The organism is Flagellimonas olearia, from assembly GCF_009184425.1.
Lineage (GTDB): Bacteria > Bacteroidota > Bacteroidia > Flavobacteriales > Flavobacteriaceae > Flagellimonas > Flagellimonas olearia.
The window spans coordinates 1,873,962-1,896,125 of record NZ_WELG01000001.1 but is presented as its reverse complement, the minus strand read 5'-3'; the positions used below and the strand labels follow the sequence as shown (position 1 = coordinate 1,896,125).

General features: G+C 42.6%; 21 protein-coding genes. 6 read left to right on the top strand and 15 right to left on the bottom strand.

The window, feature by feature from the left end; genetic code table 11:
* Nucleotides 1-337: 337 nt before the first annotated feature.
* Nucleotides 338-1,084, bottom strand: a complete 747-nt coding sequence (locus F8C76_RS08385) for a nucleotidyl transferase AbiEii/AbiGii toxin family protein (RefSeq protein ID WP_211372127.1) — start codon at nucleotides 1,082-1,084, stop codon at nucleotides 338-340.
* Nucleotides 1,081-1,719, bottom strand: coding sequence for a type IV toxin-antitoxin system AbiEi family antitoxin domain-containing protein (locus F8C76_RS08380; RefSeq protein WP_152131265.1), 639 nt, complete (start codon nucleotides 1,717-1,719; stop codon nucleotides 1,081-1,083). Before F8C76_RS08380 ends, F8C76_RS08385 begins: the two co-directional genes overlap by 4 nt.
* Nucleotides 1,720-2,622: 903 nt before the next feature.
* Here F8C76_RS08380 and F8C76_RS08375 point away from each other — a divergent pair.
* Both F8C76_RS08375 and F8C76_RS08370 read left to right on the top strand, forming a co-directional pair.
* Nucleotides 2,623-4,602, top strand: a complete 1,980-nt coding sequence (locus tag F8C76_RS08375; RefSeq protein ID WP_129653156.1) for an aconitate hydratase — start codon at nucleotides 2,623-2,625, stop codon at nucleotides 4,600-4,602.
* A gap of 118 nt (nucleotides 4,603-4,720) precedes the next feature.
* Nucleotides 4,721-5,245, top strand: coding sequence for a cupin domain-containing protein (locus F8C76_RS08370; protein ID WP_129653155.1), 525 nt, complete (start codon nucleotides 4,721-4,723; stop codon nucleotides 5,243-5,245).
* A 290-nt stretch (nucleotides 5,246-5,535) separates the two neighbouring features.
* On the opposite strand, the gene F8C76_RS08365 is transcribed toward F8C76_RS08370, so the two are convergent.
* The 7 genes from F8C76_RS08365 to F8C76_RS08335 form a co-directional block, all read right to left on the bottom strand.
* Entirely contained in the window at nucleotides 5,536-6,009 is a 474-nt protein-coding gene (locus F8C76_RS08365) for a hypothetical protein (RefSeq protein WP_129653154.1), read from the bottom strand.
* Between the two features lie 308 nt (nucleotides 6,010-6,317).
* On the bottom strand, nucleotides 6,318-6,530 hold the full coding sequence (locus tag F8C76_RS08360) for an SHOCT domain-containing protein (RefSeq protein WP_129653153.1): 213 nt from the start codon (nucleotides 6,528-6,530) through the stop codon (nucleotides 6,318-6,320).
* Nucleotides 6,531-6,537: 7 nt separating this feature from the next.
* Nucleotides 6,538-7,014 (bottom strand): Dps family protein, encoded by a 477-nt coding sequence (locus F8C76_RS08355; RefSeq protein ID WP_129653152.1) that lies wholly within the window; start codon nucleotides 7,012-7,014, stop codon nucleotides 6,538-6,540.
* Between the two features lie 263 nt (nucleotides 7,015-7,277).
* The gene (locus tag F8C76_RS08350) at nucleotides 7,278-7,946 is read right to left on the bottom strand and encodes a BON domain-containing protein (RefSeq protein WP_152131264.1); all 669 of its coding nucleotides are present in this window, start codon (nucleotides 7,944-7,946) and stop codon (nucleotides 7,278-7,280) included.
* Between the two features lie 220 nt (nucleotides 7,947-8,166).
* On the bottom strand, nucleotides 8,167-9,252 hold the full coding sequence (locus F8C76_RS08345; RefSeq protein ID WP_129653150.1) for a calcium:cation antiporter: 1,086 nt from the start codon (nucleotides 9,250-9,252) through the stop codon (nucleotides 8,167-8,169).
* A gap of 128 nt (nucleotides 9,253-9,380) precedes the next feature.
* Nucleotides 9,381-9,536, bottom strand: coding sequence for a lmo0937 family membrane protein (locus F8C76_RS08340; protein WP_129653149.1), 156 nt, complete (start codon nucleotides 9,534-9,536; stop codon nucleotides 9,381-9,383).
* Nucleotides 9,537-9,557: 21 nt separating this feature from the next.
* Nucleotides 9,558-10,031, bottom strand: a complete 474-nt coding sequence (locus tag F8C76_RS08335) for a sll1863 family stress response protein (protein ID WP_129653148.1) — start codon at nucleotides 10,029-10,031, stop codon at nucleotides 9,558-9,560.
* Between the two features lie 84 nt (nucleotides 10,032-10,115).
* Between F8C76_RS08335 and F8C76_RS08330 the strand changes: the two genes are divergently transcribed.
* A complete protein-coding gene (locus F8C76_RS08330; protein ID WP_152131263.1) occupies nucleotides 10,116-10,328 on the top strand; it encodes a hypothetical protein in 213 nt (70 codons plus the stop codon).
* Between the two features lie 136 nt (nucleotides 10,329-10,464).
* Here F8C76_RS08330 and F8C76_RS08325 read toward each other — a convergent pair whose 3' ends face one another.
* Nucleotides 10,465-11,424 (bottom strand): fatty acid desaturase family protein, encoded by a 960-nt coding sequence (locus F8C76_RS08325; protein WP_152131262.1) that lies wholly within the window; start codon nucleotides 11,422-11,424, stop codon nucleotides 10,465-10,467.
* Between the two features lie 806 nt (nucleotides 11,425-12,230).
* Here F8C76_RS08325 and F8C76_RS08320 point away from each other — a divergent pair.
* Nucleotides 12,231-13,136 (top strand): SAM-dependent methyltransferase, encoded by a 906-nt coding sequence (locus F8C76_RS08320; RefSeq protein WP_152131261.1) that lies wholly within the window; start codon nucleotides 12,231-12,233, stop codon nucleotides 13,134-13,136.
* Between the two features lie 83 nt (nucleotides 13,137-13,219).
* Nucleotides 13,220-14,680 carry a glycoside hydrolase family 130 protein gene (locus tag F8C76_RS08315; protein WP_129653144.1) on the top strand — a complete coding sequence of 487 codons (1,461 nt, stop codon included), beginning with the start codon at nucleotides 13,220-13,222 and terminating at the stop codon, nucleotides 14,678-14,680.
* A gap of 25 nt (nucleotides 14,681-14,705) precedes the next feature.
* Here F8C76_RS08315 and F8C76_RS08310 read toward each other — a convergent pair whose 3' ends face one another.
* Nucleotides 14,706-16,982: a glycosyltransferase family 4 protein gene (locus F8C76_RS08310; RefSeq protein ID WP_152131260.1), complete on the bottom strand. Its 2,277-nt coding sequence runs from the start codon at nucleotides 16,980-16,982 to the stop codon at nucleotides 14,706-14,708.
* Nucleotides 16,983-17,481: 499 nt separating this feature from the next.
* Here F8C76_RS08310 and F8C76_RS08305 point away from each other — a divergent pair, with 499 nt between their 5' ends.
* A complete protein-coding gene (locus tag F8C76_RS08305) occupies nucleotides 17,482-18,153 on the top strand; it encodes a BON domain-containing protein (RefSeq protein WP_129653142.1) in 672 nt (223 codons plus the stop codon).
* 130 nt (nucleotides 18,154-18,283) lie between these two features.
* Here the strand turns inward: F8C76_RS08305 and F8C76_RS08300 are convergent, their stop codons facing one another.
* The 4 genes from F8C76_RS08300 to F8C76_RS08285 are packed head-to-tail and all read right to left on the bottom strand — an operon-like array spanning nucleotide 18,284 to nucleotide 22,151.
* Complete coding sequence (locus tag F8C76_RS08300; protein WP_152131259.1) at nucleotides 18,284-19,450, bottom strand: glycoside hydrolase 100 family protein; 1,167 nt, start codon at nucleotides 19,448-19,450, stop codon at nucleotides 18,284-18,286.
* Nucleotides 19,451-20,593 (bottom strand): glycosyltransferase family 4 protein, encoded by a 1,143-nt coding sequence (locus F8C76_RS08295; RefSeq protein ID WP_129653140.1) that lies wholly within the window; start codon nucleotides 20,591-20,593, stop codon nucleotides 19,451-19,453.
* A 25-nt stretch (nucleotides 20,594-20,618) separates the two neighbouring features.
* Nucleotides 20,619-21,248 carry a PIG-L family deacetylase gene (locus F8C76_RS08290; RefSeq protein WP_152131258.1) on the bottom strand — a complete coding sequence of 210 codons (630 nt, stop codon included), beginning with the start codon at nucleotides 21,246-21,248 and terminating at the stop codon, nucleotides 20,619-20,621.
* A gap of 30 nt (nucleotides 21,249-21,278) precedes the next feature.
* Nucleotides 21,279-22,151, bottom strand: coding sequence for an SPFH domain-containing protein (locus tag F8C76_RS08285; RefSeq protein WP_152131257.1), 873 nt, complete (start codon nucleotides 22,149-22,151; stop codon nucleotides 21,279-21,281).
* Nucleotides 22,152-22,164 lie beyond the last annotated feature (13 nt).

Sequence of the window (22,164 nt, the reverse complement as noted above, 5' to 3'; positions counted from 1 at the left end):
AAAATGTGTCAAATGAAACAAATAAAATAAAAAAAACCTGTAAATCAATAATTTAAAGGTTTACGTTTTGTTTTGGATGTGCTTTAGTGGAGTGGATTGGATCAACTGTTTTTCATTGAAAATGTGCACATGTGGAATCTTTTTTTGGAACTAATCTTTTTTTGATTCTTTTCAAGCTTTAAAAGTGCCCTTTTAATTTTATAATTCCTCCAAATATTTTATTTATCAGGTATTCCCAAATTTCATTTTCTCTATTAGATCCTTGAAATATTCAGGGCTCCAAATACTTAAAACAACATCATTTCTAATAAACCTTACGACATCCTCTTTGATACTTTTAAAAGAAACGGATTCGATTTTTTTTATGGAGCAATTCCATGATATCTTCAGGTGAAATGCTGTCTTCTTTCCAGTCACCCGTATCTTTGGCTCTAGCCAAAAAGTGATCGATATCCAGATCAATACCCTTTTTAATGTACCATTCCAGATCATACCAGTCTCTTCCCTTTACCCTATCTTTCCACTTTCTGAAAAGTAGGGCATGGACTTTCCCTGCAAATAGACTGGGTTTAGTGTAACATTTCACATAAAAGGAAAATGGACGAAGTAGCAGCTTTTCTTCGGTGCTGAAATTTAAAGGGGGCATTCGGTCCACTTTTATTTTTATTTTTAAGGTCTTGTTGGAACGGACCCCGGTTTCCTTGATAATGTCCTCCAACACAATTTCTTGCCATATGGTTTCAGCTTTCAAGAAAGCGGAGTCTATCGAGGACTTTTCAGCTTTTTGTTTTTCCCTTATGCTGACATTGAGCCCCAATGATTTGAATTCATCCACAATGGCTTTGAAATAGGGCTCAATGGAAAAATTGGGATCAGGTCGTAGTAGGGAGAAATCCAAATCCTCTGAAAATCGATCAAGGCCATAAAAGATTCGCAGTGCGGTTCCCCCATAAAAAGCAGCCTTTTCGTAAAAATCGGTCCTTGATAGACCTGCCAGGGTAATTTCCTGCATGATTTCACGCAATGCGGACAGTATCTCCTCTTCATTTTTTGGGCCATATTCAGCAATCCATTCTTTGATCATAATGCAATTAGGGTTTGGATGAGGGTTTTTAAGCTATTTTTTTTTGGTGCATTTTCTATCCATGCTTCAATGGCCTGCGTATCCAATGTACGCAGTACTTCGATATCCATTCGGAAATCTTCCAATAACAATGCTCTGGTTTGACTGATACTTCTAAGATTGATACCTGCGGTCAGGACAATTTTGTCGCATATGGCTTTCTCGGGAGAAGCAATAATGATAGTTTGTTTATTGGAGTAAGCTACACTTTTTAGGCCATATGAATAATAAGGAGTTTTTAAGTGTCGGTAACTGAACCGTCCAACAGGGGTTTTATAGGTTTTGGAGGTTTTTAGGGTTACGGAACTTATTTCATAGGAGCGCTCCGGAATGATGTTCCAATAGGACAAAGCGGATTCCAATGATACATAACTTGGCCCTCTTAGGTGATTGGCTATCAAGAAAGGCTCGGGTGACGGCAGGTCTATTTTGGGGCCTATGACATAAAGACCTCTTCTAATGGAAATAAGTTCCTTGTTTTTGATCAATTCACTGATTTTGTCGTTCGGACTTTGATACTCATGTAGTAGCCCCAGAATCAGGTGTCTTGATATTGGGCCTTCGGCATATTCCTTTACTAATGCTCTAAAATCCATATTAATGTTTTTTCACATGATAATCGGATTATTTCCGATTAAAGTATTTAAATGTAACAATTTAATGTGAAAAAAAAGGCATATAATCGGATATTATCCGATTATATATTTAAATTATTACAGTGACTTAAAGGGGGTGTCCTTGATTTTGATATTTCCTCTTTCGTGCGAAACATAAGGGATTCACAATAAGCAATTCTATTTTTTTGAGAATTGTACAACCTTTCTGTAAAAGGGGTCGATTTGTGGTAATGTTGAAAAAGAAAAATATTTCATTAAGAACAAAGCGGAACTATTTAATTTAATCATTGTTCCTAAGGCCAGGACCTCTATACCAAATATGATATGGGAAATGTAGGTAACTACTAGAATCTTATGCTCGCAGGTTATTATCCTTTTAAGAACTGAAATGCGTCAAATGCTGGATAGGACGGTCTTAGTATACCACCCGCGCCGGGTTAAAGAGAGCATAGCAAAAATTAATATAAACTCTTTTATGACATAGTCTGAAACGGTTTTTTGGATGGCTTAAAGAATTCCGTTTTCAGTGGTTCGCTTTGACCGTTTATTGCACTATATCTCTTTTTACTGGTATATATGGATTTATGAATTCGTGGGCTTAACTTTGAGTGAAGCTTTTACATTCATCAATTATCAGGATAGGTGCTAAAACGGGAAGGTCGGATAAACCTGGCACTCCATAATGACCATTCGTTAATATGGTCTCTTCCATCCTGAAAAGCCATGGCCATGAATTCTCCCGAAAAATCGAAATTATCCAGAAAATTTACGTAACTTAATAAGGAAACCTCCTGCCCGATTTTTGATATCCACCTTCCCCCTACGGAACAGTATAAGAAAGTGGCTCCCTGATTTTTCGTCCAGTAAAAAACATAGAAGGCCATGAACCCATTCAATGTGACCCAAAAACTGATTGACCACCACCTTATTGAAGGCGAAGCCATCCCCGGAAGGGAAATAGGGATAAGGATCGACCAGGCCCTTTTACAGGATGCAACCGGAACCTTGGTCCAGCTTGAACTGGAAGCCATGGGCCTTAAAAAGGCTAAAACAGAAATAGCGGTCCAATATGTGGACCATAACCTGTTGCAAACCGACCATAAGAATGCGGACGACCATTTATTTCTTTATACAGCAGCTCAACGGTTTGGTTTATGGTACAGCCGTCCCGGCAATGGTGTAAGCCACCCCGTCCACATGGAACGGTTTGGAATCCCTGGAAAAACACTGGTTGGTTCCGATAGCCACAGTTGTGCCGCTGGATCGCTTGGAATGCTCGCCATAGGAACGGGAGGACTTGATGTGGCGTCGGTGATTGTCGGGGAACCGTTTTATGTCAAAATGCCACAGATCATGGGAGTGAAGCTTACGGGGAACCTTCCCGAGTGGGTCAGTGCCAAGGATATCATCCTGGAAATGTTGCGGAGGTATGGGGTAAAAGGAGGTGTCGGCAAGATTATAGAATATTATGGTGACGGATTGAAAAACCTTAGTGCCATGGACAGGCATGTTATCGCCAATATGGGAGCGGAACTGGGTGCCACCAGTACGGTTTTTCCCAGTGACCATGAAACATACCGCTTTTTAAAGGCGCAGGGGAGACCTGAGGACTGGGTCGAAATCATTTCAGATAAGGATTGTAAATATGACCTAAACGAAGAAATTGTCCTGGATGGGTTGGAACCTTTAATTGCACTGCCGTCCAGTCCGGGAAATGTGGTCCCCGTAAGAGAGGTGGCCGGAAGACCCGTTGGCCAGGTCGTAATTGGATCATCTGCCAACCCCGGACTACGGGACTTTTGGATCGCTGGTCATATTGTTAAAAACAGATCGGTCAATAATGGGGTGTCCTTTGATATCAACCCAACATCGAGACAGCTTATCCTGAATATGATCAAGAACCATAGTTTTGCAAATTTGATCAAGGCAGGGGCTAGGTTCCACCAATCAGGATGCATGGGCTGTATTGGTATGGGACAGGCCCCATCTTCAAATACCATCAGCTTGAGGACTATGCCAAGGAATTTTCCCAGCAGGTCAGGAACTGAAGATGACCAAGTGTACCTGTGCAGTCCTGAAACGGCAGCCGCATCAGCTTTGACAGGGAAAATTACCGATCCCAGGGATTTGGGAAAATTATTCGATATACCGTATCCTACCTATTCTAGTCCCGAAAAAGAGATCATAAATTCCGACCTTTTGGTGGCACCACTTGAAGACGGGTCTGAAGTTCAATTGAAGAAAGGTCCCAACATAAAAGAGCTGCCACATTTTTTACCTATGGCTGATCAATACGATATCCCTGTGTTGTTAAAAATGGGTGACAATATATCCACTGATGAAATTCTCAAAGCAGGAGCGGATGTGCTGCCATTTAGGAGCAACATCCCTGAAATCAGCAAGTATACCTATTCAGTGATAGACACCACTTTTTACGAAATGGCGATCAAGTCCAGACCTATATATGGGGGGCATGTCGTCATAGCAGGCGAAAATTATGCCCAAGGATCCAGTAGGGAGCACGCTGCTTTGGCCCCGAAATATTTGGGGCAGGTATGTGTAATAGCCAAGTCCTATGCAAGGATTGCTTGGCAAAACCTGATAAACTTCGGTATACTCCCCCTTGAATTTATACATGAAGAAGATTATGATAAAATAGAACAAGGAAATGTGCTAAGTTTTGAAAACTTGGGAGCTGGTATCAAAAGCAGGACCAGTATCCCCATAAGGGTAACCGATGCCTCCGGACAATCGTTTGCATTTGAAGCAGTACATACCATGAGCGATCGACAGATGGAAGTCCTTTTAAAAGGAGGGGTGATCAGCGATTTTCAAGAAAAATTAAAACGCCGAACTGATTGAAGCCCAATAGAAAGTACATCTGGTTCTTGATCAAAGGTTCTGGGCAAAGGCCCCATGATAAAAAGCCATAATGGTTTTCAAGATATAAATACCCCTATTAACGTTAACATTCCATACCATGATCGACACACAATTTTCAAAGATGATTTCCCATGACATAACAGAAAGATCGGCCTATGCGCCCAACGCCATATCCACGATCTCGATACTAAAGAAAAAAACGGGGGAGATCAAGGCAATGTCCTTTGATGAGGGAATGGAACTGGAGGGCAAGGGGTCTACAAAATCCATATTTTTTGAGATCATAGAGGGTAAGGCCCAAATAACCATGGACAACGAAACGACCCTCTTGAAATTGGGGGACACCGTAGTTATCCCAAAGTTTACGGATTATTTGATTGTTGCAACGCATAGGTTCAAAATGATATTCATAGACTTGAATTTAACCCTGAAATGTTTGCGACTGAACAAAAAATCCACTGTAAACAAACTGTACAAAGCGGGACAAACCGTCTATTCCAGTAAAAACCCAAGAAAGGCATTGATCGTCAGGGCATTCCTGAATAAAATATACTACTGCTATGTCAAGGATTCTCCGGATGATAAGGAAGAGGTGTATTTTGAAAGGGAATTGTCCCTTTGACTTTCTTGCACACTATAAGGGTTATTTCCCATTACCTCTGTACCCATGGAAAATTCATCGATCAAAGTTCCCATATCAATTGTTTCAAGGCAGTTTTTGATTGACAAGCCAAGGGGCATCCATTGGGTAACCGGGCATTTGATGGACAAAGTTTCCTTTGGCCCATCTTATTGCCCTTGGGCCAAAAAGGGGTAAAGGAAGGGCGTAGAAATTAGGGCGATTACTGCCACAATAAATAGAAAAATCCCTATTTCTAGGGATTCCGCATCAACAAATCAAATAAATTCCATTCATTCCATACCATCAAATTCGTCAACCATAAAGAATTCCCTATCCGCTGTATTCGCAAACTGGATTCCCTTGCCCATGATATATTCCATGGTCCTATTATCTACAGATATGGCAAACCCCTTTTCAGTGGACACCAATTTAAAGGTATCTGCAACCCGTTTGTCATATCGTAAGGCTATGACACTATTGTCCCTTGGATTGGCATTGTTTGTGACGGTAATGAGTTTCGATACTTTGACAGGAGTATTTATCCTGTTTTTATCAACTTTTCCTATATCTGCAAGGTCAAACATGGTTTTGTAATTCCGGCTCTCTTGTACCGTAACGGAATAAGGCATTTTAACACCTTCTTTGATATAGTTGAAGGTGTTGGTAGTGGTTGAGTTCAGGACCCCTGTCGGTCCATTTTGGGCGTGCGCCTGCATCATGGCAAGCAGTACTATCATACTCGCGATCAGTTTTAAATTTTTCATGTTTTCGTTATTAAAGGGTTATACTTGTTTTTTTATTCAATGGGACCAGTACCAGGCCAGTGGCCAGTGATGAAATGTTGGCTGTTCGGGATTGCTATGTTGTGGGGAGGTCTATACATTGCCGCGCCGTGGAAAACCTACCCTGATTCTATTCTCGGGATCAAAGGGATATCCTTTATTTTTACTCCCAGATATCTTCGAGAGTTCCATTGGAACATGATCAAGGGAAGGGCAAGTGGATGATTATAGTGGGTGAACTATTGGGGGGAGATCCATATGGGACTTGTTTTCTTAGGGCAAAGGGATGGTCAACCTTCTAGGATTTTCTTCGTTTCTTGGTACTCTTCCTTATTGATTTCCCCGGAAGCAAAGCGTTTTTTCAGTATATCACTTGGGGTGTCTTTCTTGGTTCTTTGCCCGGGAATTTTATAAGGTATGGCAAAAATCCAGAAAAGTAGGATGCCCCAAACGAACCACCATATAAAGTGCATTCCCAAAAAATGATAACTGTTGTAATACATAGTGGCTTTATTTAGTTAAATGTGAACGCAGGAACCAAGCCATTTTTTCATGGGTAATCATAAGACTGGTAATGAAATCACTGCTGCCCGCATCATGAAAATCATCGGTAAACGATTTTATATGACCTCGTAAATCCATAATAATACGTTCGTGATCGGCCAGTAGTTCTTTGATGAACCCTTGACTATCGTTTTTCTCACTTTCTGACTCTGTCAGATGGGTCAAATTTAGATACGATTTTAATGTAGCCGGTGCATAGTGGCCAATGGAACGTATGCGTTCCGCGACGCTATCCATGATTTCATCCAATTGTTTGAATTGAAGTTCAAAGAATTTATGCTTATCATAAAAATCGGCTCCTTCAACATGCCAATGGGCCTTTTTTGTCTTGATGTAAAGTACCGTTTCGTCCGCTAAATTTTTTGCCAATACCCTGACAACCCCCTGCCGGTTGATTTCAATTAGCCCTGTTACTATTTTCATGATGTTCTGTTTTAATGTTATCCATTTTTCATCTCGTTTCCCATGGCTTTTTCCAATCGTCAGGCCCAATATTGGAAATATCCGGGCTTCCTTCAACCCACTTCCGTTTCCATGCTCCAATCTAATCCCTTCTGTTTTTTCCCAATTGAATGGGTGGAAAATCTCCATTGGGGTTGAAAAAGCCAAGTTTGGAATGCATTGTGGACCCCCTAATCGAGCAATAGAAAATGGATATAGGAAAGTCTCCCCATCATTTGGGGGTGTTAATCGACCAGATGATAATCATATTCAACTGAAAGTTCATTTTTCACATCCCAAATACCATGAGTCTTCCATGCAATGCGGCCCGCTTCTTCTTTTTGATACCAAGAGTTTACTGTTCCACTCAATGTGACAGTTGTACCGGATACGGATACATCGATACCACTGTCATCGATCGAACTTCTTCTCAGTACACTTTCAATAGCATTTTGTTCAATTGTCCCGTTGCTTTCGGATTTGACCTTGATGTTATTTTTCACCCCTTTTACGCCTTTAAGGACATGTATGGCTTTTTTTGCGGCTTCCCTTTGGTAATTCCAAGGTAATTCACCTTCCAAAATGACCCAGCCATCCTCTACTTTCATGGTCACCTTATCGTCGGGGACACAATAGTTGGCTTTCAAAGCTTCCAAAGCTTCAGTGGCAACTTCGACATCCGTTTTTGTCCACTTGCTCGGAAATCTCACCTCAATATTTTCAACCAAGGCTTTCACGCCAATGACTTTTTTGGCCGCATCTTCCGCTTCCATTTTTTTTATGTAGCTGTCCACAACGCCTGTTAAGGAAACAATACCATCCTTGGCCGTGACCCCAATTTCAGCTGCATGCAACAAAGGCTCCCATTTAATGGCATTCTGAACATCCACCTGTAATTCTGCATTCGTTTTCATAGGAATTGTTTTTATGTTGTGAATGAATTTTCACGATAGCATAAAGATCATCCTTATACCTGACCAATACGATACACAATGATCAAAATGAATTGCATAATTCACACATGGTATTTGGTCACGCCAAAAAAACTATGGATAAAGTATTTACCGTTGGTTATATCATCATGATATTTGGAAGCATGGACTCGAATCCACATAGCGGTGCCAAGTGGCCATGTCATGGGGAGATAATTGCAAAAAGATACACCACAAAGATTGTTAAAAGTACGATTCCCTGCAGCACATTGGTACGCCCGGTGGCCAATGAAAGTACAATGGTAAATTGGGCCAGTACCAATAAAACCATGGCTTTTGTATCAATGCCAAGTGTTATTTTCATTCCAGTTATAATGGATACAATAGCAACGGTTGGTATAGTGAGGCCTATGCTGGCAAGAGCGGAGCCCAGGGCAAGGTTGAGGCTGGTCTGGAGGCGGTTCTTTCTGGCAGCGCGATAGGCGGCAAGTCCCTCGGGCAATAACACTACCGCTGCTATGATCACCCCTACCAGGGATTTTGGTGCCCCTGCTTGCAAGACGACGTTTTCTATATCGGATGTAAGGGCTTTGGCGAGCAGTACTACTATCCCGAGACACAAAACCAACAAAAGGGCACTAATGAGTGTTTCCATCACTGTCGGAGGAGAGGGCAGTATATTTTTGTTCTCAGTGGTTTCCGGGGATAAAAAAAAGGCACGATGTCGTACCGCCTGCACCATTACAAATGTGATATACAGGACAAGACAAGCTATCGCAACAAAAATCAACTGTAGGGGGTTGTTAATGGAACCATTAAGACTTGGAGTGAATTTGGGAAGGATAAGGGCGAACACCAATATGGAAGTAAGGGTGACCAAGGCCGCGCTAACGCCTTGGAGGCTGAACACCTGTTCCTTGTAACGTATCGCCCCTACCAATATACAGATTCCTATTATCCCCGTGAGGATTATCATTACTGATGCCAAAACCGTATCACGGGCAAGCGTAACTGCCTCAAGCCGTCCCCCGCTCAACATCAATGAAACAATCAGTGCCACTTCAATTACCGTAATCGCTGAAGCCAGCAACAATGTGCCAAAAGGTTCTCCTACCCTATAGGCGATTACCTCAGCATGGTGTACCGCAGCAATGACAGATCCTATCAGTAAAATGCCAAGGAACAGAGAATATGGTTCCCCCAGATCCAGCGGAATACCAAAATAGGCGAGCCATGCCAAAATAGGCATCGCAATGGTCCACAGTAAAAGGTATTGCTTTTTATTCACAATTGAATCAGGGGGTAAAGAGCTCCCACTAAAAAATAATGGCATAAAAGAGAGTATCCAAAAACATCGCTGTATGTTCTTGGATACTCGGGAGGCTGTACTTGTCGTTATTACGTATAAGTTGTTGGTTACTTGGATTTTCGTCCTTGAACCATACTTAATATGATTGCAATGATCGCGATGACCAATAGGGTATGGATGATTCCTCCAGCATGATATCCAAGAAATCCAATGGCCCATGTGATGATTAACACTACGGCCACCGTGTACAGTAGATTTGCCATAATTTTAGCTTTTTGTAGAAATTAGTTCGTATTATTTTTGGTCAGATCTTTTAATGCTTGCCCCAAGCTATCCATATCTTGATCAAATTCAGCCTTAAATGATTCCCATTCATCATTGCCCTCATCCTTGTAGTAGCTCATTTTTTCTTTCAACGATTGGTTTTTTTGTTCCAATAAGGCAAGTTCTTTTTCAAAATCCTTTTTGGCAGTATTGCTTTCCTTTTTGGCTTTTGCCTTTAATTCGGCAATGACCTTATCGTTTTCTGCAATTTTATTGTCCGATTCCAGTTTAAAAGCCTCATATCTAAGGACATATTCTTTCTTGGCCTCATCAAGACTTTCCTTTGCTTCCACTAGATTTTCCTTGGCCTCATCTGTATGTGTTGTCTCCTTGTCTTTGGCGGGCGATTTGCAGCCATTGAACACTATGACGGCCATGGCAACGGAAGCCAATCCAAAGATCAGGGTTGATATTTTTTTTGTCTTGTAGTTCATGATTTAAATTTTTAAGTGAAACATTTCACAGGACAAAGATGGTCCGATAACCATTGATAAGTGTTATGCAGTAAACTGTATTAGTTGCATGATTCACACATTTCCCTAGGGGCAGGTCCCGTATTCTTCACAGTTGTTTGGCCGTTGGGGACAAATCTCTTGGAACGGGTGATAAAAGAAGAAACAACCAATGTGGCCCTTTGGCAATTCCTGCAAAAAATTGGAGCCTTGGACCAAACCCATCCAAGCCCATCGAAAAACCCATACAACCCGGGCCTATACCTGATGGCCTTGTAATGGGACGGATTGGAGTCTAGGAAGGTTGTTGTTTTTTACCATTTTGTGTGCATTTCAGCATGGAACGGAAATTTACTGTAATTCAAACCAACCCGAATGCTGTCAGGGTACACCAAAAATAGGGGATACGCGTCCGTTAAGTGCTTACCGGAACATTTTTTCCCAAGGAGCGCAACATCTTAATATGATTCCAAATAGCACTGCCAAAGGTTTTTTGACAATGGTAGGGCATACCGAATTCTTTGGCGGTCTCTGCCACGATACGGGATAGATTTTTATAGTGTACATGACAGATGTTGGGCAGTAGATGGTGTTCCACTTGGTAGTTCAACCCTCCTATCAACCATGAGAAGAGGGCGCCCCTTGGCGCAAAATTAGTGGTTGTGGCCATTTGGTGCATCGCCCAATCGCCTGAGACCGTATTGTTTTCATCCGGCATGGGAAACTCCAAACTGGGCATGATGTGCGCAACCTGAAATATGGTACTGATCAAAAATCCGGTCACCAGGTGCATACTTATAAAAGCCAGTATGATGATCCAGGGAGCTAAGGGGACCACGATCAATGGTAGGACGAGCGCGAAGGTATAGTAGACAAGCTTCCACAAAATCAGTATGGGGATTTCCCTTTGGAACTCATTGCGCTTGTTCAAAAAGCCCATTTTCCTATAGCGGTTCATGCGGACAAAATCCTTGGTGGTGACCCAGGAAATCGTCGATATACTATAAAAAAACCAGGCGTATATAAATTGGAACCTGTGCAACACATATCTCTTGGCATTCGGGGAAAATCGCAGAAAAAAGGGCGCATTGATATCATCGTCCGATCCCGTGATATTGGGATAGGTATGGTGCAAAAAATTGTGTTGTATCCTCCATACGGCCGAGCTGGCACCCACCAGGTTCATGGTGTATCCCATATATCGGTTAACGGTCTTGTTTCGTGAATACGATCCATGGATGGCGTCGTGCATGATCCCCATTCCTATTCCCGCCATTCCAAGTCCTCCTATAAAATAGAGCAGAAAAAGTTGCCAGGGACTTGAGGCCATTCCCAAATTGATGAGTAACAAGGGAACCACAAATAGCGATAACATTAAGACTGATTTGGCAATCATGCTCTTATTGGCATATTTACTGATTCCCTTGGAATCAAAATACTGGTTGACCCTTGTTTTTAATGCTCTTGAAAAGTCGGATCCTCCTCTTTTCGCAAATTTTGGATTTTTGATACTGTTCTTTTTTTAAAGCCTTTGTCCGTTTTCCATTGCAATGGAAGCGTTTTTATCATGAGTCCCTATTGCAAACCAAAGGTTTGGTTGTTGTTTGAAACTTGTGGAACTGTGAGGAAATTAAATGGGATATCTATAATGAAGACGAATACTTACATCAAGAATAACATCAGATAACCTGGTCGCTATTCCTTAAAAACGTGGCTTAAACCGTTTATTGCACTATTGCATTGTTTTTCCGTGGGGGCAGGACCAAACCATGACCAAAATGAAATCCGGTAATGGATTGCACGTTGCACGGGACGATTGATACTAAAGGTAGGCTTAATTATAACGTGTCCTTTAAAAAGTATGTTAAATTGCTGTAATCAAATAAATTACCTTTTGTAAAGAATAGTAGGTCCAGTGTCCATGGGAACAGTTAAATGACTACCTTTAGGAAAATCATGCATAGCATCCTACACAGGTACTTGACATCCAAAAACAGGTGAGGGATGTGTACTTGCTTACGAACACTTCACGATTCAATTGGGAAACTACCGTATCCTTATTTAAACCTCGGTGTTTTTAACTGAAACCAACATGCGGAAAAGAAATAAAACCGCAATTATAAGAAAGGCACCCCAAGGATGCCTTCAAAAGAATTGAACGTTTAAAACTTAAACAAAAAAATGGCTGATAAAAAGGATTTGGATTTTACCTACACTACCATAGACAGGATATTCCGTTTGAGCATGGGGGAAACCGCCGATTACAGCGGAGCCAAGTACGATGGTGATTTTTCAATGTCCTTGGAAGAGGCGCAAATGGAAAAACATCGGTTTATAGCGGATAGCTTATATATTAAATATGGAAGCAAAGTCTTGGACATGGCCTGCGGCTGGGGCCCCTTTATCAAATATGCTTCCCAAGATAGGGGAGGCATTTGCACAGGCTTGACCTTGTCCGAGGGACAGGCGGAAGCCTGTCAGAAGCATGGAATGAAGGTCCTTGTGAAGGATTGTCGCTACATCGTACCGGAAGATTTTGGAATGTTTGATGCCATTAGCTGCATTGGGGGATTGGAACATTTCTGTTCCGTTGAGGAATGGAAAGAAGGAAAACAAGAGAAAGTGTACAGTGACTTTTTTAAGACCGTTTCCAATTTGTTGCCAAAAGGTGGGAGGTTCTATATGCAGACCATGACGTTCAGTAAAAATATGATCGATTATGAAGAACTGGATGTCAAGGCCAAAAAAGGCTCCGCGGCCCATGTCATGGCGCTGATGGTCAAAGAATTTCCGGGCTCATGGTTGCCCTATGGACCTGAAATGGTGATACGGAATGCAGAACCGAATTTTAAATTGATCTCGAAAAGCAGTGGAAGACTGGACTACATTGAGACGATAAGCCAATGGCGAAAGAAGTTCAGGAAGTTCAACCTGAAAAAATATTGGCTCTATCTATCCTTGGTTCCCAAATACATCATGGACAAGGAATTTAGGCATCAAGTAGCCGTCTTTAAGATCAGCCCCAACAAAATATGCTTTGAAAAAGAGATAATGGATCATTATAGGCTTGTATTTGAGAAAATATAGCCTGGAACAAATACGCTACATGATGTTTTTAAAATGGCTCGATTACTTTTTTATAATCTATCCTACTATTTTTTTCTATACTTATGAGGGTTTCCGTAACACGTAAGCACGTAAAATTTCTGCCAGATGCCAGTAGGGTGGTGGCCCGCTCCTTTATGAACGGGGAACAGCGGACCAAGGATTTGCTGTCCCTGATCTTTGGGATGAGCGAAAGTCAAGTGCGGGAATCCTTGGAACAGACCCTAAGGGAATTTGCAAGTAGGCACCGTAACATCACCAAGCTTTTCCATAAACATTGTGATGGCATCAGGAATATCATTGGGCAAATGAACATGGATTTTGATGCTATTTCCATGGAGCGAAAATTGCTCATCGGTTCTTACCTTACCATGGAGTATTCCATAGAGTCCGCCGCTTTTTTTAATCCCTCCATCATCCAAGATTTTGACCAGTCCTATTTGGAAGAGGGTGAAATGCGCGTGATCCTTTCGTTTCGGGCAACAGGGGAAGGGCATATTTCTTCCATAGTTTTCAGAAGGGGGATAATCGATAAAAACAACGACCTGCATTTGATGGGTGTAGGCAATTCGATCGACATGGCAGAAATCTCCCATAAGAAACTCTATGATAAAGGACGATTTGTTAAAAAGATGCGGGAGATGCGCATCCCCATAAAGTATTCAAAAAGTATCATGGAGGACCTACCGGATAAATTCGAGTATTACGTGCTAAAGAACGCGGTAAGGAAAGTAATGGACGACACGGCCATTAGTCTTGAAAAAAGGTTGGCACTTGAAGAAATTACCTGGCTGGTGGATTCCTATTACGACATCGCGTTTGAGCATGATTCCGATTTGAGCGAACGCGTTATATTCCCTATTTCGGAATCGGAAAGCAGGGGAATTGAAGATGCCCGTTTTGTCCGCTTTACGGAAAATGATGGCAGCGTAAAGGTGTATGCCACCTATACCGCCTATAATGGCCATGCCATATTGCCAAAGCTTCTTTCTACGGATGATTTCTATACGTTCAGGATCATGCCTTTGCATGGAAATGGCGCCGTAGGCAAGAACTTGGCACTTTTCCCCAAAAAGATCAAGGGGAAATACGCGATGCTTTCCCGGATCGATGGAGTGAACAATTATCTCATGTATTCAAAAAGGGCCACATTATGGAACGATCCCATCCTTCTCCAAAAACCAAAATTCCCATGGGAATTCACACAAATAGGAAATTGTGGGTCCCCTTTGTGGACCGAACACGGATGGTTGGTCATTACGCATGGTGTGGGGCCCATGAGAAGGTATTGTATCTCCGCTTCTTTGTTTGATCTTGAGGACCCGTCAAAAGAAATTGGTCGTTTGGAAGAGCCTCTGTTGATGCCCTTGGAAGAAGAACGGGAAGGTTATGTGCCCAATGTGGTCTATTCCTGTGGATCTATCATCCATAATGACAGTTTGATACTCCCTTATGCCATATCGGATTACTCAGCTACCTATGCCGTTGTCGAAATGGAGGCACTGTTCGATGCGTTAAAAAAATAACGATAAGATTTTGCCACTGTCCCCATCAGTCTTGCAATTCATTTATAGTCGATTTTTTGGCTTTTGAGGTCTTGATTTCCTCTAATTGAAAAGACTCTTCATAGGCCTGTAGTACGGTTAGATGGGAGATAAGATAGGCCAACGAACTCTCGGCCCCCTGATTTCGGTTCACGCCATAATTCTCGAAACCATCACAACACCCTTTGGTCTCAAAATCATACAGACTCATACGCATATCGTTTTCGCCCAAAAACCACATGAACGAGGTGAACAATTTTTTTAGAAAATCCCGGTCACCTGTCAATACATAAGCCTGATGGTACATCAGCACCATGGCCTCGGCATCGATGGGCTGTTGTGCGAACATGGAACGTTCCTTCTCCCTTACATACCAATCCTTGTTTCCGATAACGGACAAATAATCATCTTTCATTGTATGCTCGGTAAGAAAATCCATGGTGTCAAAGGCAACTTTGGAAATATCCCCGTCCTCCAGAACCTCGGCCGCATGTAGGAGTGCTAAAGGTAAAATACCGTTATCATACGCCAAAAGCGATTCAAACCATTTCCAATTTTCGGTATGGTTTTGATCATAATGGGAAACCAGTATATTGGCCAACTTGTGCAAGGTCCCTTTCATGGCATCATCGGAAGCATTCGTCCTTAGATAATAGCTGATTCCGATCATGGTATTGGCGATCCCCCTTATGGATTTGATGCTGTCAAAGTTGGGAACGGCATCGAAAAAGACCAATTTGCCTGTTTGATAATAGGCATCGTTCGGCGCATTTCCCAAAAGATATCCCAGGGCCCAAATGGTACGCCCAAAGGAATCCTCGGAACCTTTTTCATCCAAAAAATTACGGTTGAAGCTCAGAAAATTACGAAAAGTACCGTCCTTGTTCTGCATGTAATGGATATAGCTCAAATATACGGGCATGAACTCCAGGGCAAGTGGATCTTTTTTCTGTTTATAGGTCATACAGACCATTAAAAGAGCCCGGGCATTATCATCCAGACAATAGCCTTCCTTTAAGTTGGGAATCCCGAATTTTGCATGTTGGATAATACCGGTGTCATCGGTCAATCTTTTGATATGGACCAGGGAAAATGGGGGCAACAGCAAAGGATCTATGACGTTTTCTTTCTTTGGCAAGGGCACCTTGGGTCTCGATAGTACCTGTGTTATAAGATCGGTATATTTTTGACCAACTTTGGGCCAGGTGATGTCTTGCCCATATTCCGTTGCATGTTCTTGGATCTCGTGCAGGTTTTCTGGATTTTCCAGTAATTCGTTTAAAACTTCGGACAGGCCATCAGAGTCGTTGAAATCAAAAAGGCGCCCTTTGTTTTCCACAAGCAATTCCGCGGCATGCCAATAGGGGGTGGAGACTACGGCACAACCCGCACCCATGGCATAGGAAAGTGTGCCACTGGTGATCTGTGCCTCACTAAGGTAGGGGGTGATGTAAATATCACAGGCAGAAAGATATTTAAAGAGTTCGTTCTCATCTATAAACTCATTGAGCAACAATACATGCTCATTGAGTTTCAATGATTTTATAAGGACCTGGAGATAATTTCGATATTCTTCCCCTGAATGCCGCAACACATTGGGATGCGTTTTTCCCAAGACGATGTACAGAGCTTCAGGATGTTTTTCAATGATTTGTGGCAAGGCCTTGATCACGGTTTCAATGCCCTTATTGCGGCCGATGAAGCCAAAGGTCAGGAGCAACTTCCTTTCATTCAGTTTAAATTCCGTTCTCGACTCCTCCTTATCAAAATGGATGTCCGGGACACCGTGTTCTATAAGCACTATTTTTTCTTTGGGCACCTTATATATCCCAACAAGAAAATGGATGGCCTTGTGGCTCATCACCACAATTTTATCGGACATTTTGCAAATTTCCTTTAAGATGGCCCTTTCATTATAGGATGGTGTTTCCAGAATGGTATGTAAGGTTGTGATCAACGGGATGTTCAGGCGGTGTAGGAGGGGTAGGATATAAACTCCACCCAGACCTCCATATATACCAAATTCATGTTCAAGTATGCACGCATCCGCCCCACTGAGGTTAATGTAGTTTACAGCTTCCAGATAATCGGTCTGTTGTTCTTGGTTGATGCTCAATTTTACTTCGGGAGGGTAGGGATAGTCCTGGTTATGGTCGTTCATGGCAATAACCATGATTTCTTTGACCCCCTTGCCGTTTTCCAACATGGAGTGGGCAAGGTTTTGGGTAAACGTGCCAATACCACATTCGCGTGGTGGATAGGTACCGATATAGGCTAGCTTCATCTTGGATAGGATTTTGTTGGAACAAGGTGACTACTCCTCTATGGGATATGCCTCTTGTGGTTTCTATTTTCAATGTTTATCTTGACATCCTTATGCTCCCTTTTTTGCTTTAGGCTCAGTGCGAGTTTGGGTTTGTTGGATTTTGCAGGGGTCTTATTTCCTTTTGACATTTTCTTTGGTTTAGTGAAATCCGGTTTTCCGAATCTATATCGGGAAACAATCATAAGATATTGAAAATCAACAAAAAAAAGTTGAATAAAAAAGGAATTGAGTTGCATAAATCACAGATTCCTTCCGTGATTAATGGATATTGGGATTGAGCAGTGCCCAATTATTTGAATTGCGTTTTTGACATTAATACGGGAATATAGGATTCCACAGGTAAGTCAATGTGTGATTTTTGTAATTGCTTTTCACAAGTGTACAATGGTAGTGCTGATTATATATAAGACCTTTATAAGGTTGTGAAAAATAATTCACACCTTTAAAATAGCTTATTATGAAAAGTAACAAAATATTACAGAAGGATGTCGAAAATGCCATTAAATGGGAACCTCTATTACATGCAACTGAGATTGGTGTCACGGCCAAGGATGGTATGGTTTCCTTGACAGGTGTGGTGGATAGCTACACAAAAAAAATGGAGGCTGAAAATGTGGCAAAAAGCGTGATTGGGGTCAATGCCCTTGTGGAAAACATTGAGGTAAAGTTTAATGACTCATTTAAGAAAAGTAACGAGCAAATTGCAAAAAAAGTTTTGAGAGCATTAAAATTGAATGGTTCCGTACCCGATGACAAGGTGACCATAAAAGTAGAGGATGGATGGGTTACCCTAGAAGGTGAGCTTTCATGGAATTATCAAAAAGAAGCTGCAATGGATGCCATACGCTATCTGACCGGAATTAAAGGAATAAGTAATAATATTAGAATCATTCCGGAGTCGCATGACGCCATCGAACAACGGGATGTCGAGGATGCCATTGGAAGAAATTGGTCCATTGATGATCACGATATCCATGTCATGGTTTCTGGAACAACGGTAACACTTACCGGAGATGTACATTCTTGGTATCAAAAAGAAGAGGCTGGCCGTATTGCATGGAATACTCCTGGCATCAGTCAAGTAAAAAATGAATTGGAGGTCAATTACTATTATGCTTTGATCAATTAATTGATATGGAGAATATTTTAAGGTAAACGATGTCGTGTGAAAAGACGGCTCATCTTTTTTAAGGAAATAAAGAGTATGGTTTTGCCCTTAATGGACGTTAAGCCTTTTATAAGATTCTTTTTTAGGACCATTACCTGAGGACGTCGAAAAATGGCGTCCTTTTTTCTGCCACACATTGCGCTGCATATAGGTAGTTTGATGCGCTCCAAGTCTGCCAGTCCTGCCCCATGGGTTTTCCGTCCTGGGCCTTGTACCACTCATTGAAACCGAATTCAAGTTCCTTGTTCCTGGCTTTTTTGATAAGCCGGGTCAATGCCAGAAGTTTTGTCTCCGCCAAACCATAGTCTTTGTTGGCCACAAGGGCCGCAATGTAAAACCCGGTTATAAAAGGCCATATACCGCCATTGTGGTAATTTCCAGGTTGGTTGAAATCAGCGTACCTAGGGACCCAATCCGAATCGCCTGGTTGGATAAAAGGGAAAAAATTAGGGGAGAGGTCATTGGACAGCTCCTTTGTTTTTCTCATTGTGGAACACGATGTTTCAACCCAATCGATTATGGCCTTTGCCCTTGATGGTGAGGCAATACCTGATAAAATGGCCATACTGTTGCCCAATAGGTCGAAACGCTCGCTACTGTATACCTTATAGGACCATAAGGCGTAATAGGGTTGACCGTCAATGGTCAGCCCTTCAGGTTCTTTGTTGCTTATTTTATCCGGACAAAAGATTGGTCGTTCCATTTGAAGCCTTAATTTTTCGGCTCTTTTTGTATTACCGAACAATTTTAAATAGGTGTGGACCAAAGTGTTTACAAACAGTCCATGTCCCAATACCCATTGTTCGTCACGCCAGTCGCTGGTGGGCATTTGTGAGACCATGTATTGGTCCGATGGACTTTGGTATTCCATCCATAAAAGCGCATCTTTTATGGAATCTTCTAAAAAAAAAGGTTCCTTGGCCACTTTCCTGAAGATTCCGACAGCAATTAGAAACAAGGGGGTGGTATCGCTGGCACCCCGATCTTCCCTATCATGGACCAGAGAGGGAATATGGCCTCGCTTGGATTGGTTTTTGGCCAACATCAGCAAAACATGGCGGACAGTTTGCAACAGTACGGCATTTTTTGTTACAGCAATCCCTAAGACGGAGATCAAAAGGTCACGGGTATAGGGTTCGGGATATCCCCAACCGGCTGTTCGCGGCAGATCAAGGAACGGCCCCTTTGAATTGTGCAGGAGCACTTCCAGAGCGGCCCTTTCCGCGGATTTTATGAATTGTTTGTTTTCCGAGGTCATTTAATCTATACCTAGTTTATCCTGTATAATTTGGATGAATTTTTTGGCCACGACCCTGTAATCAAAATGTTCCACCACATGTTCCCTTGCGGCACGGCCCATGGCTATCCGTAGTTGTTCATTGCCCATGAGCAGGAGCATATACTTGGCAATTTCCTGCACATTGGCCCGGTAATCGACCGTTCTGGGAATATCGAACACGATTTTGTGTTTGTTTTCAAAACCAGATTCTTTTCCCAAAAGCACTTCCTTAACGACGATTTTTTGTGCCACCTCGGCGAGAAAGGCCGTTTTTTCATGTAAAAGTGTGTCCAACATTCCCATGGCCTTGATCCCTATGACAGGTTTTCCGCAAGCTCCCGCCTCCACCTGGGGCATACCGAACCCTTCAAGACGTGAGGGGGCCGCATAAATATCACATGCGCCAATAAGATACGGCATGAAATTTCTGGAAACGGTATTGGTCGCGTAGGTGACATTCTTTTCAATGCCTAAATGGGTGGCCATTTCCAGATCTAGGAGGTTCTGGGCCTTGGTCCTCGGTTGTGGCCATACTTTGCAGACGTATTTCCAGTCAGGGGCCTTGGCGTCAATGATCGCCAAGGCCTGCATGACCTCCTGGGCACCTTTTGAAGCGGCATCACCGCCAACGGTCAAGATCATTAACTGGTCGGGGGGAATGCCCAATGATTCACGTACCGCCACAATTTTAGGATCGTTTTTGTCAAAGGGGACAAAAGACATGGTATCACAACCTACAGGCAGCACCTCGATAGTTGATGCCTTGATGCCATCCCTTACATACATTTCCTTGACCCAGTTTGAAGTCACCAGAATCAGGGGCAGATCGTTCAGGACCTCTTGGTAGTTGGCAATATAGCCATCGGCAACCAACCAAGGTATGGGCTCGATGCCATAGCGCTGGGGGTGCAGTACCAAGTGAGGGGTATGGCCCCAATAACCAATGCCCACTACCACATCGGGTTCAAACCATCTATAATACCACTCTTTTTCCTGTGCCGATTCAAAGTGGACCGCATATGTGTCCACGCCAAGTTCCAAAAGCCCACGATAAAGCAGGTCGCCCTGCGTTGCAAGACCGCCGGGGGAAGGTGGATAATCGTAAAGGACCAGGACTTTCATTTCCTAAATCTTTAGGGGGTTGCTGTTAAATTCCTTCGTGCTCCAGCCATTTTTGGGCATCTATCCGGTTTTCGAACTTCCAGAAGGCCTCTTCCTTGGGTGTTGTCTTTGCTTCAAACCCTGTCTTGTCAAACCCATATATTTCAGTGATTATCCGATATTTTTCCTGCCAAATGTTTTTTGAAAGCATATGATGGATACTTGCCCCCTTTATTGCCTGGGGATAGTATTTTTTGTATCCGTCTTCAAAGGCAAAGGTCCATAGCTGATTCGTGGAAATTTTTTGTTCGTTCCACAGCTCGATTACCGCCCTGCCTATTTCTTCATGACGTAAATGTCGTGTATATTCACCTGTAGGACTGTGCGTTAGGACAAGGTCAAATTTCTGTTCGGGCAGTAGATTCAAGATAGCTTTCTTTACCACATTTTTGTTCAATGGTTTTTGCTCCACGCCATCGTTTAGATTGCCCATACGACCCTTGGCGTTGTAAGCCGCCAACGCTTTTTTAAATTTTGGGGCGCGATCACTGTCATTTTTTCGGCAAAGGCAGGCAATGAACCATGTATGCTCTGGATGCATAAGCACGGTGCCCCCACACCACAAGGTTTCATCATCTGGGTGCGCAACAATTACCAAAACGTTCTTTTTCTCCATGGTTTTGAAGGTTTATATTGCACTTTTGCTTTATTCCATTTTGGATTTTTTGGTCATAGGAAGAACTGTGCCGGCCATTTCCCCGATTATGTTTACCAGTTCAGTGCCAGTGGGCACCACTATTTTGGTGTTCGTCTGTAAGGAAGTTTCCACAGCTTGCAGCTTTCTAAGGATCTGTGCGTTGCCGATAAAAAACTTATCGGCAGCCTCGTTTACGAGCTTTATCGCTTCGGCCTCGCCTTCGGCATGGAGTATCTTGGCCCGTTTATATCCTTCGGCCTCTTTTATTTTGGCCCTTTTTATACCGTCAGCCACAGTTTCCGCAGCTGTGGCAGAATCTACGGCCGCAATTTTTTCATTCTCCGCCTTTACCACTTTGTTCATGGTTTCCTGTACATCCTTTGGAGGATCGATTTCTTTTAACTCCGTTCTCACGATCTCAATGCCCCAACCCATGGTTTCCGTGTGGAGTGTTTTATATAGGTCCGCATTGATCTTTCCCCGCTCACTATTGGCGGATTTTAAGGTCAAGGTTCCGATAATGTTCCTAAGGGTTGTACGGGCAAGGTTTACGATTTGATACCTATAATCGTTTACATTGTAGATAGATCCCTTAACACTTTCCTCGTTATCCTTTACCCTAAAATATACCTGGGCATCCACGCTGGCATTCAGGTTGTCATTGGTGATGATCTCTTGGGGCTCCGCATCCACCATTTGCTCCGTAACGTTGACAATGAACATACGGTCAACGATCGGGATGATCCAATGGAACCCGGGACCGGCAAAACCTGAGTACTTCCCCAATCTTTCTATTAGGCCTCTCTGCGTGGGGCGGACAATTTTAATCCCTATCAATAAAAAGATCAATATGGGAAGGCCAATCAAGGGATACATATACATATCAGACTATTTT

Bases quoted from the DNA above. Each gene is read 5' to 3' on its own strand.
- F8C76_RS08385 (WP_211372127.1), bottom strand. From the start codon at position 1,084: ATGATCAAAGAATGGATTGCTGAATATGGCCCAAAAAATGAAGAGGAG.
- F8C76_RS08380 (WP_152131265.1), bottom strand. From the start codon at position 1,719: ATGGATTTTAGAGCATTAGTAAAGGAATATGCCGAAGGCCCAATATCA.
- F8C76_RS08375 (WP_129653156.1), top strand. From the start codon at position 2,623: ATGAACCCATTCAATGTGACCCAAAAACTGATTGACCACCACCTTATT.
- F8C76_RS08370 (WP_129653155.1), top strand. From the start codon at position 4,721: ATGATCGACACACAATTTTCAAAGATGATTTCCCATGACATAACAGAA.
- F8C76_RS08365 (WP_129653154.1), bottom strand. From the start codon at position 6,009: ATGAAAAATTTAAAACTGATCGCGAGTATGATAGTACTGCTTGCCATG.
- F8C76_RS08360 (WP_129653153.1), bottom strand. From the start codon at position 6,530: ATGTATTACAACAGTTATCATTTTTTGGGAATGCACTTTATATGGTGG.
- F8C76_RS08355 (WP_129653152.1), bottom strand. From the start codon at position 7,014: ATGAAAATAGTAACAGGGCTAATTGAAATCAACCGGCAGGGGGTTGTC.
- F8C76_RS08350 (WP_152131264.1), bottom strand. From the start codon at position 7,946: ATGAAAACGAATGCAGAATTACAGGTGGATGTTCAGAATGCCATTAAA.
- F8C76_RS08340 (WP_129653149.1), bottom strand. From the start codon at position 9,536: ATGGCAAATCTACTGTACACGGTGGCCGTAGTGTTAATCATCACATGG.
- F8C76_RS08335 (WP_129653148.1), bottom strand. From the start codon at position 10,031: ATGAACTACAAGACAAAAAAAATATCAACCCTGATCTTTGGATTGGCT.
- F8C76_RS08325 (WP_152131262.1), bottom strand. From the start codon at position 11,424: ATGTTATCGCTATTTGTGGTTCCCTTGTTACTCATCAATTTGGGAATG.
- F8C76_RS08320 (WP_152131261.1), top strand. From the start codon at position 12,231: ATGGCTGATAAAAAGGATTTGGATTTTACCTACACTACCATAGACAGG.
- F8C76_RS08315 (WP_129653144.1), top strand. From the start codon at position 13,220: ATGAGGGTTTCCGTAACACGTAAGCACGTAAAATTTCTGCCAGATGCC.
- F8C76_RS08310 (WP_152131260.1), bottom strand. From the start codon at position 16,982: ATGAAGCTAGCCTATATCGGTACCTATCCACCACGCGAATGTGGTATT.
- F8C76_RS08305 (WP_129653142.1), top strand. From the start codon at position 17,482: ATGAAAAGTAACAAAATATTACAGAAGGATGTCGAAAATGCCATTAAA.
- F8C76_RS08300 (WP_152131259.1), bottom strand. From the start codon at position 19,450: ATGACCTCGGAAAACAAACAATTCATAAAATCCGCGGAAAGGGCCGCT.
- F8C76_RS08295 (WP_129653140.1), bottom strand. From the start codon at position 20,593: ATGAAAGTCCTGGTCCTTTACGATTATCCACCTTCCCCCGGCGGTCTT.
- F8C76_RS08290 (WP_152131258.1), bottom strand. From the start codon at position 21,248: ATGGAGAAAAAGAACGTTTTGGTAATTGTTGCGCACCCAGATGATGAA.
- F8C76_RS08285 (WP_152131257.1), bottom strand. From the start codon at position 22,151: ATGTATATGTATCCCTTGATTGGCCTTCCCATATTGATCTTTTTATTG.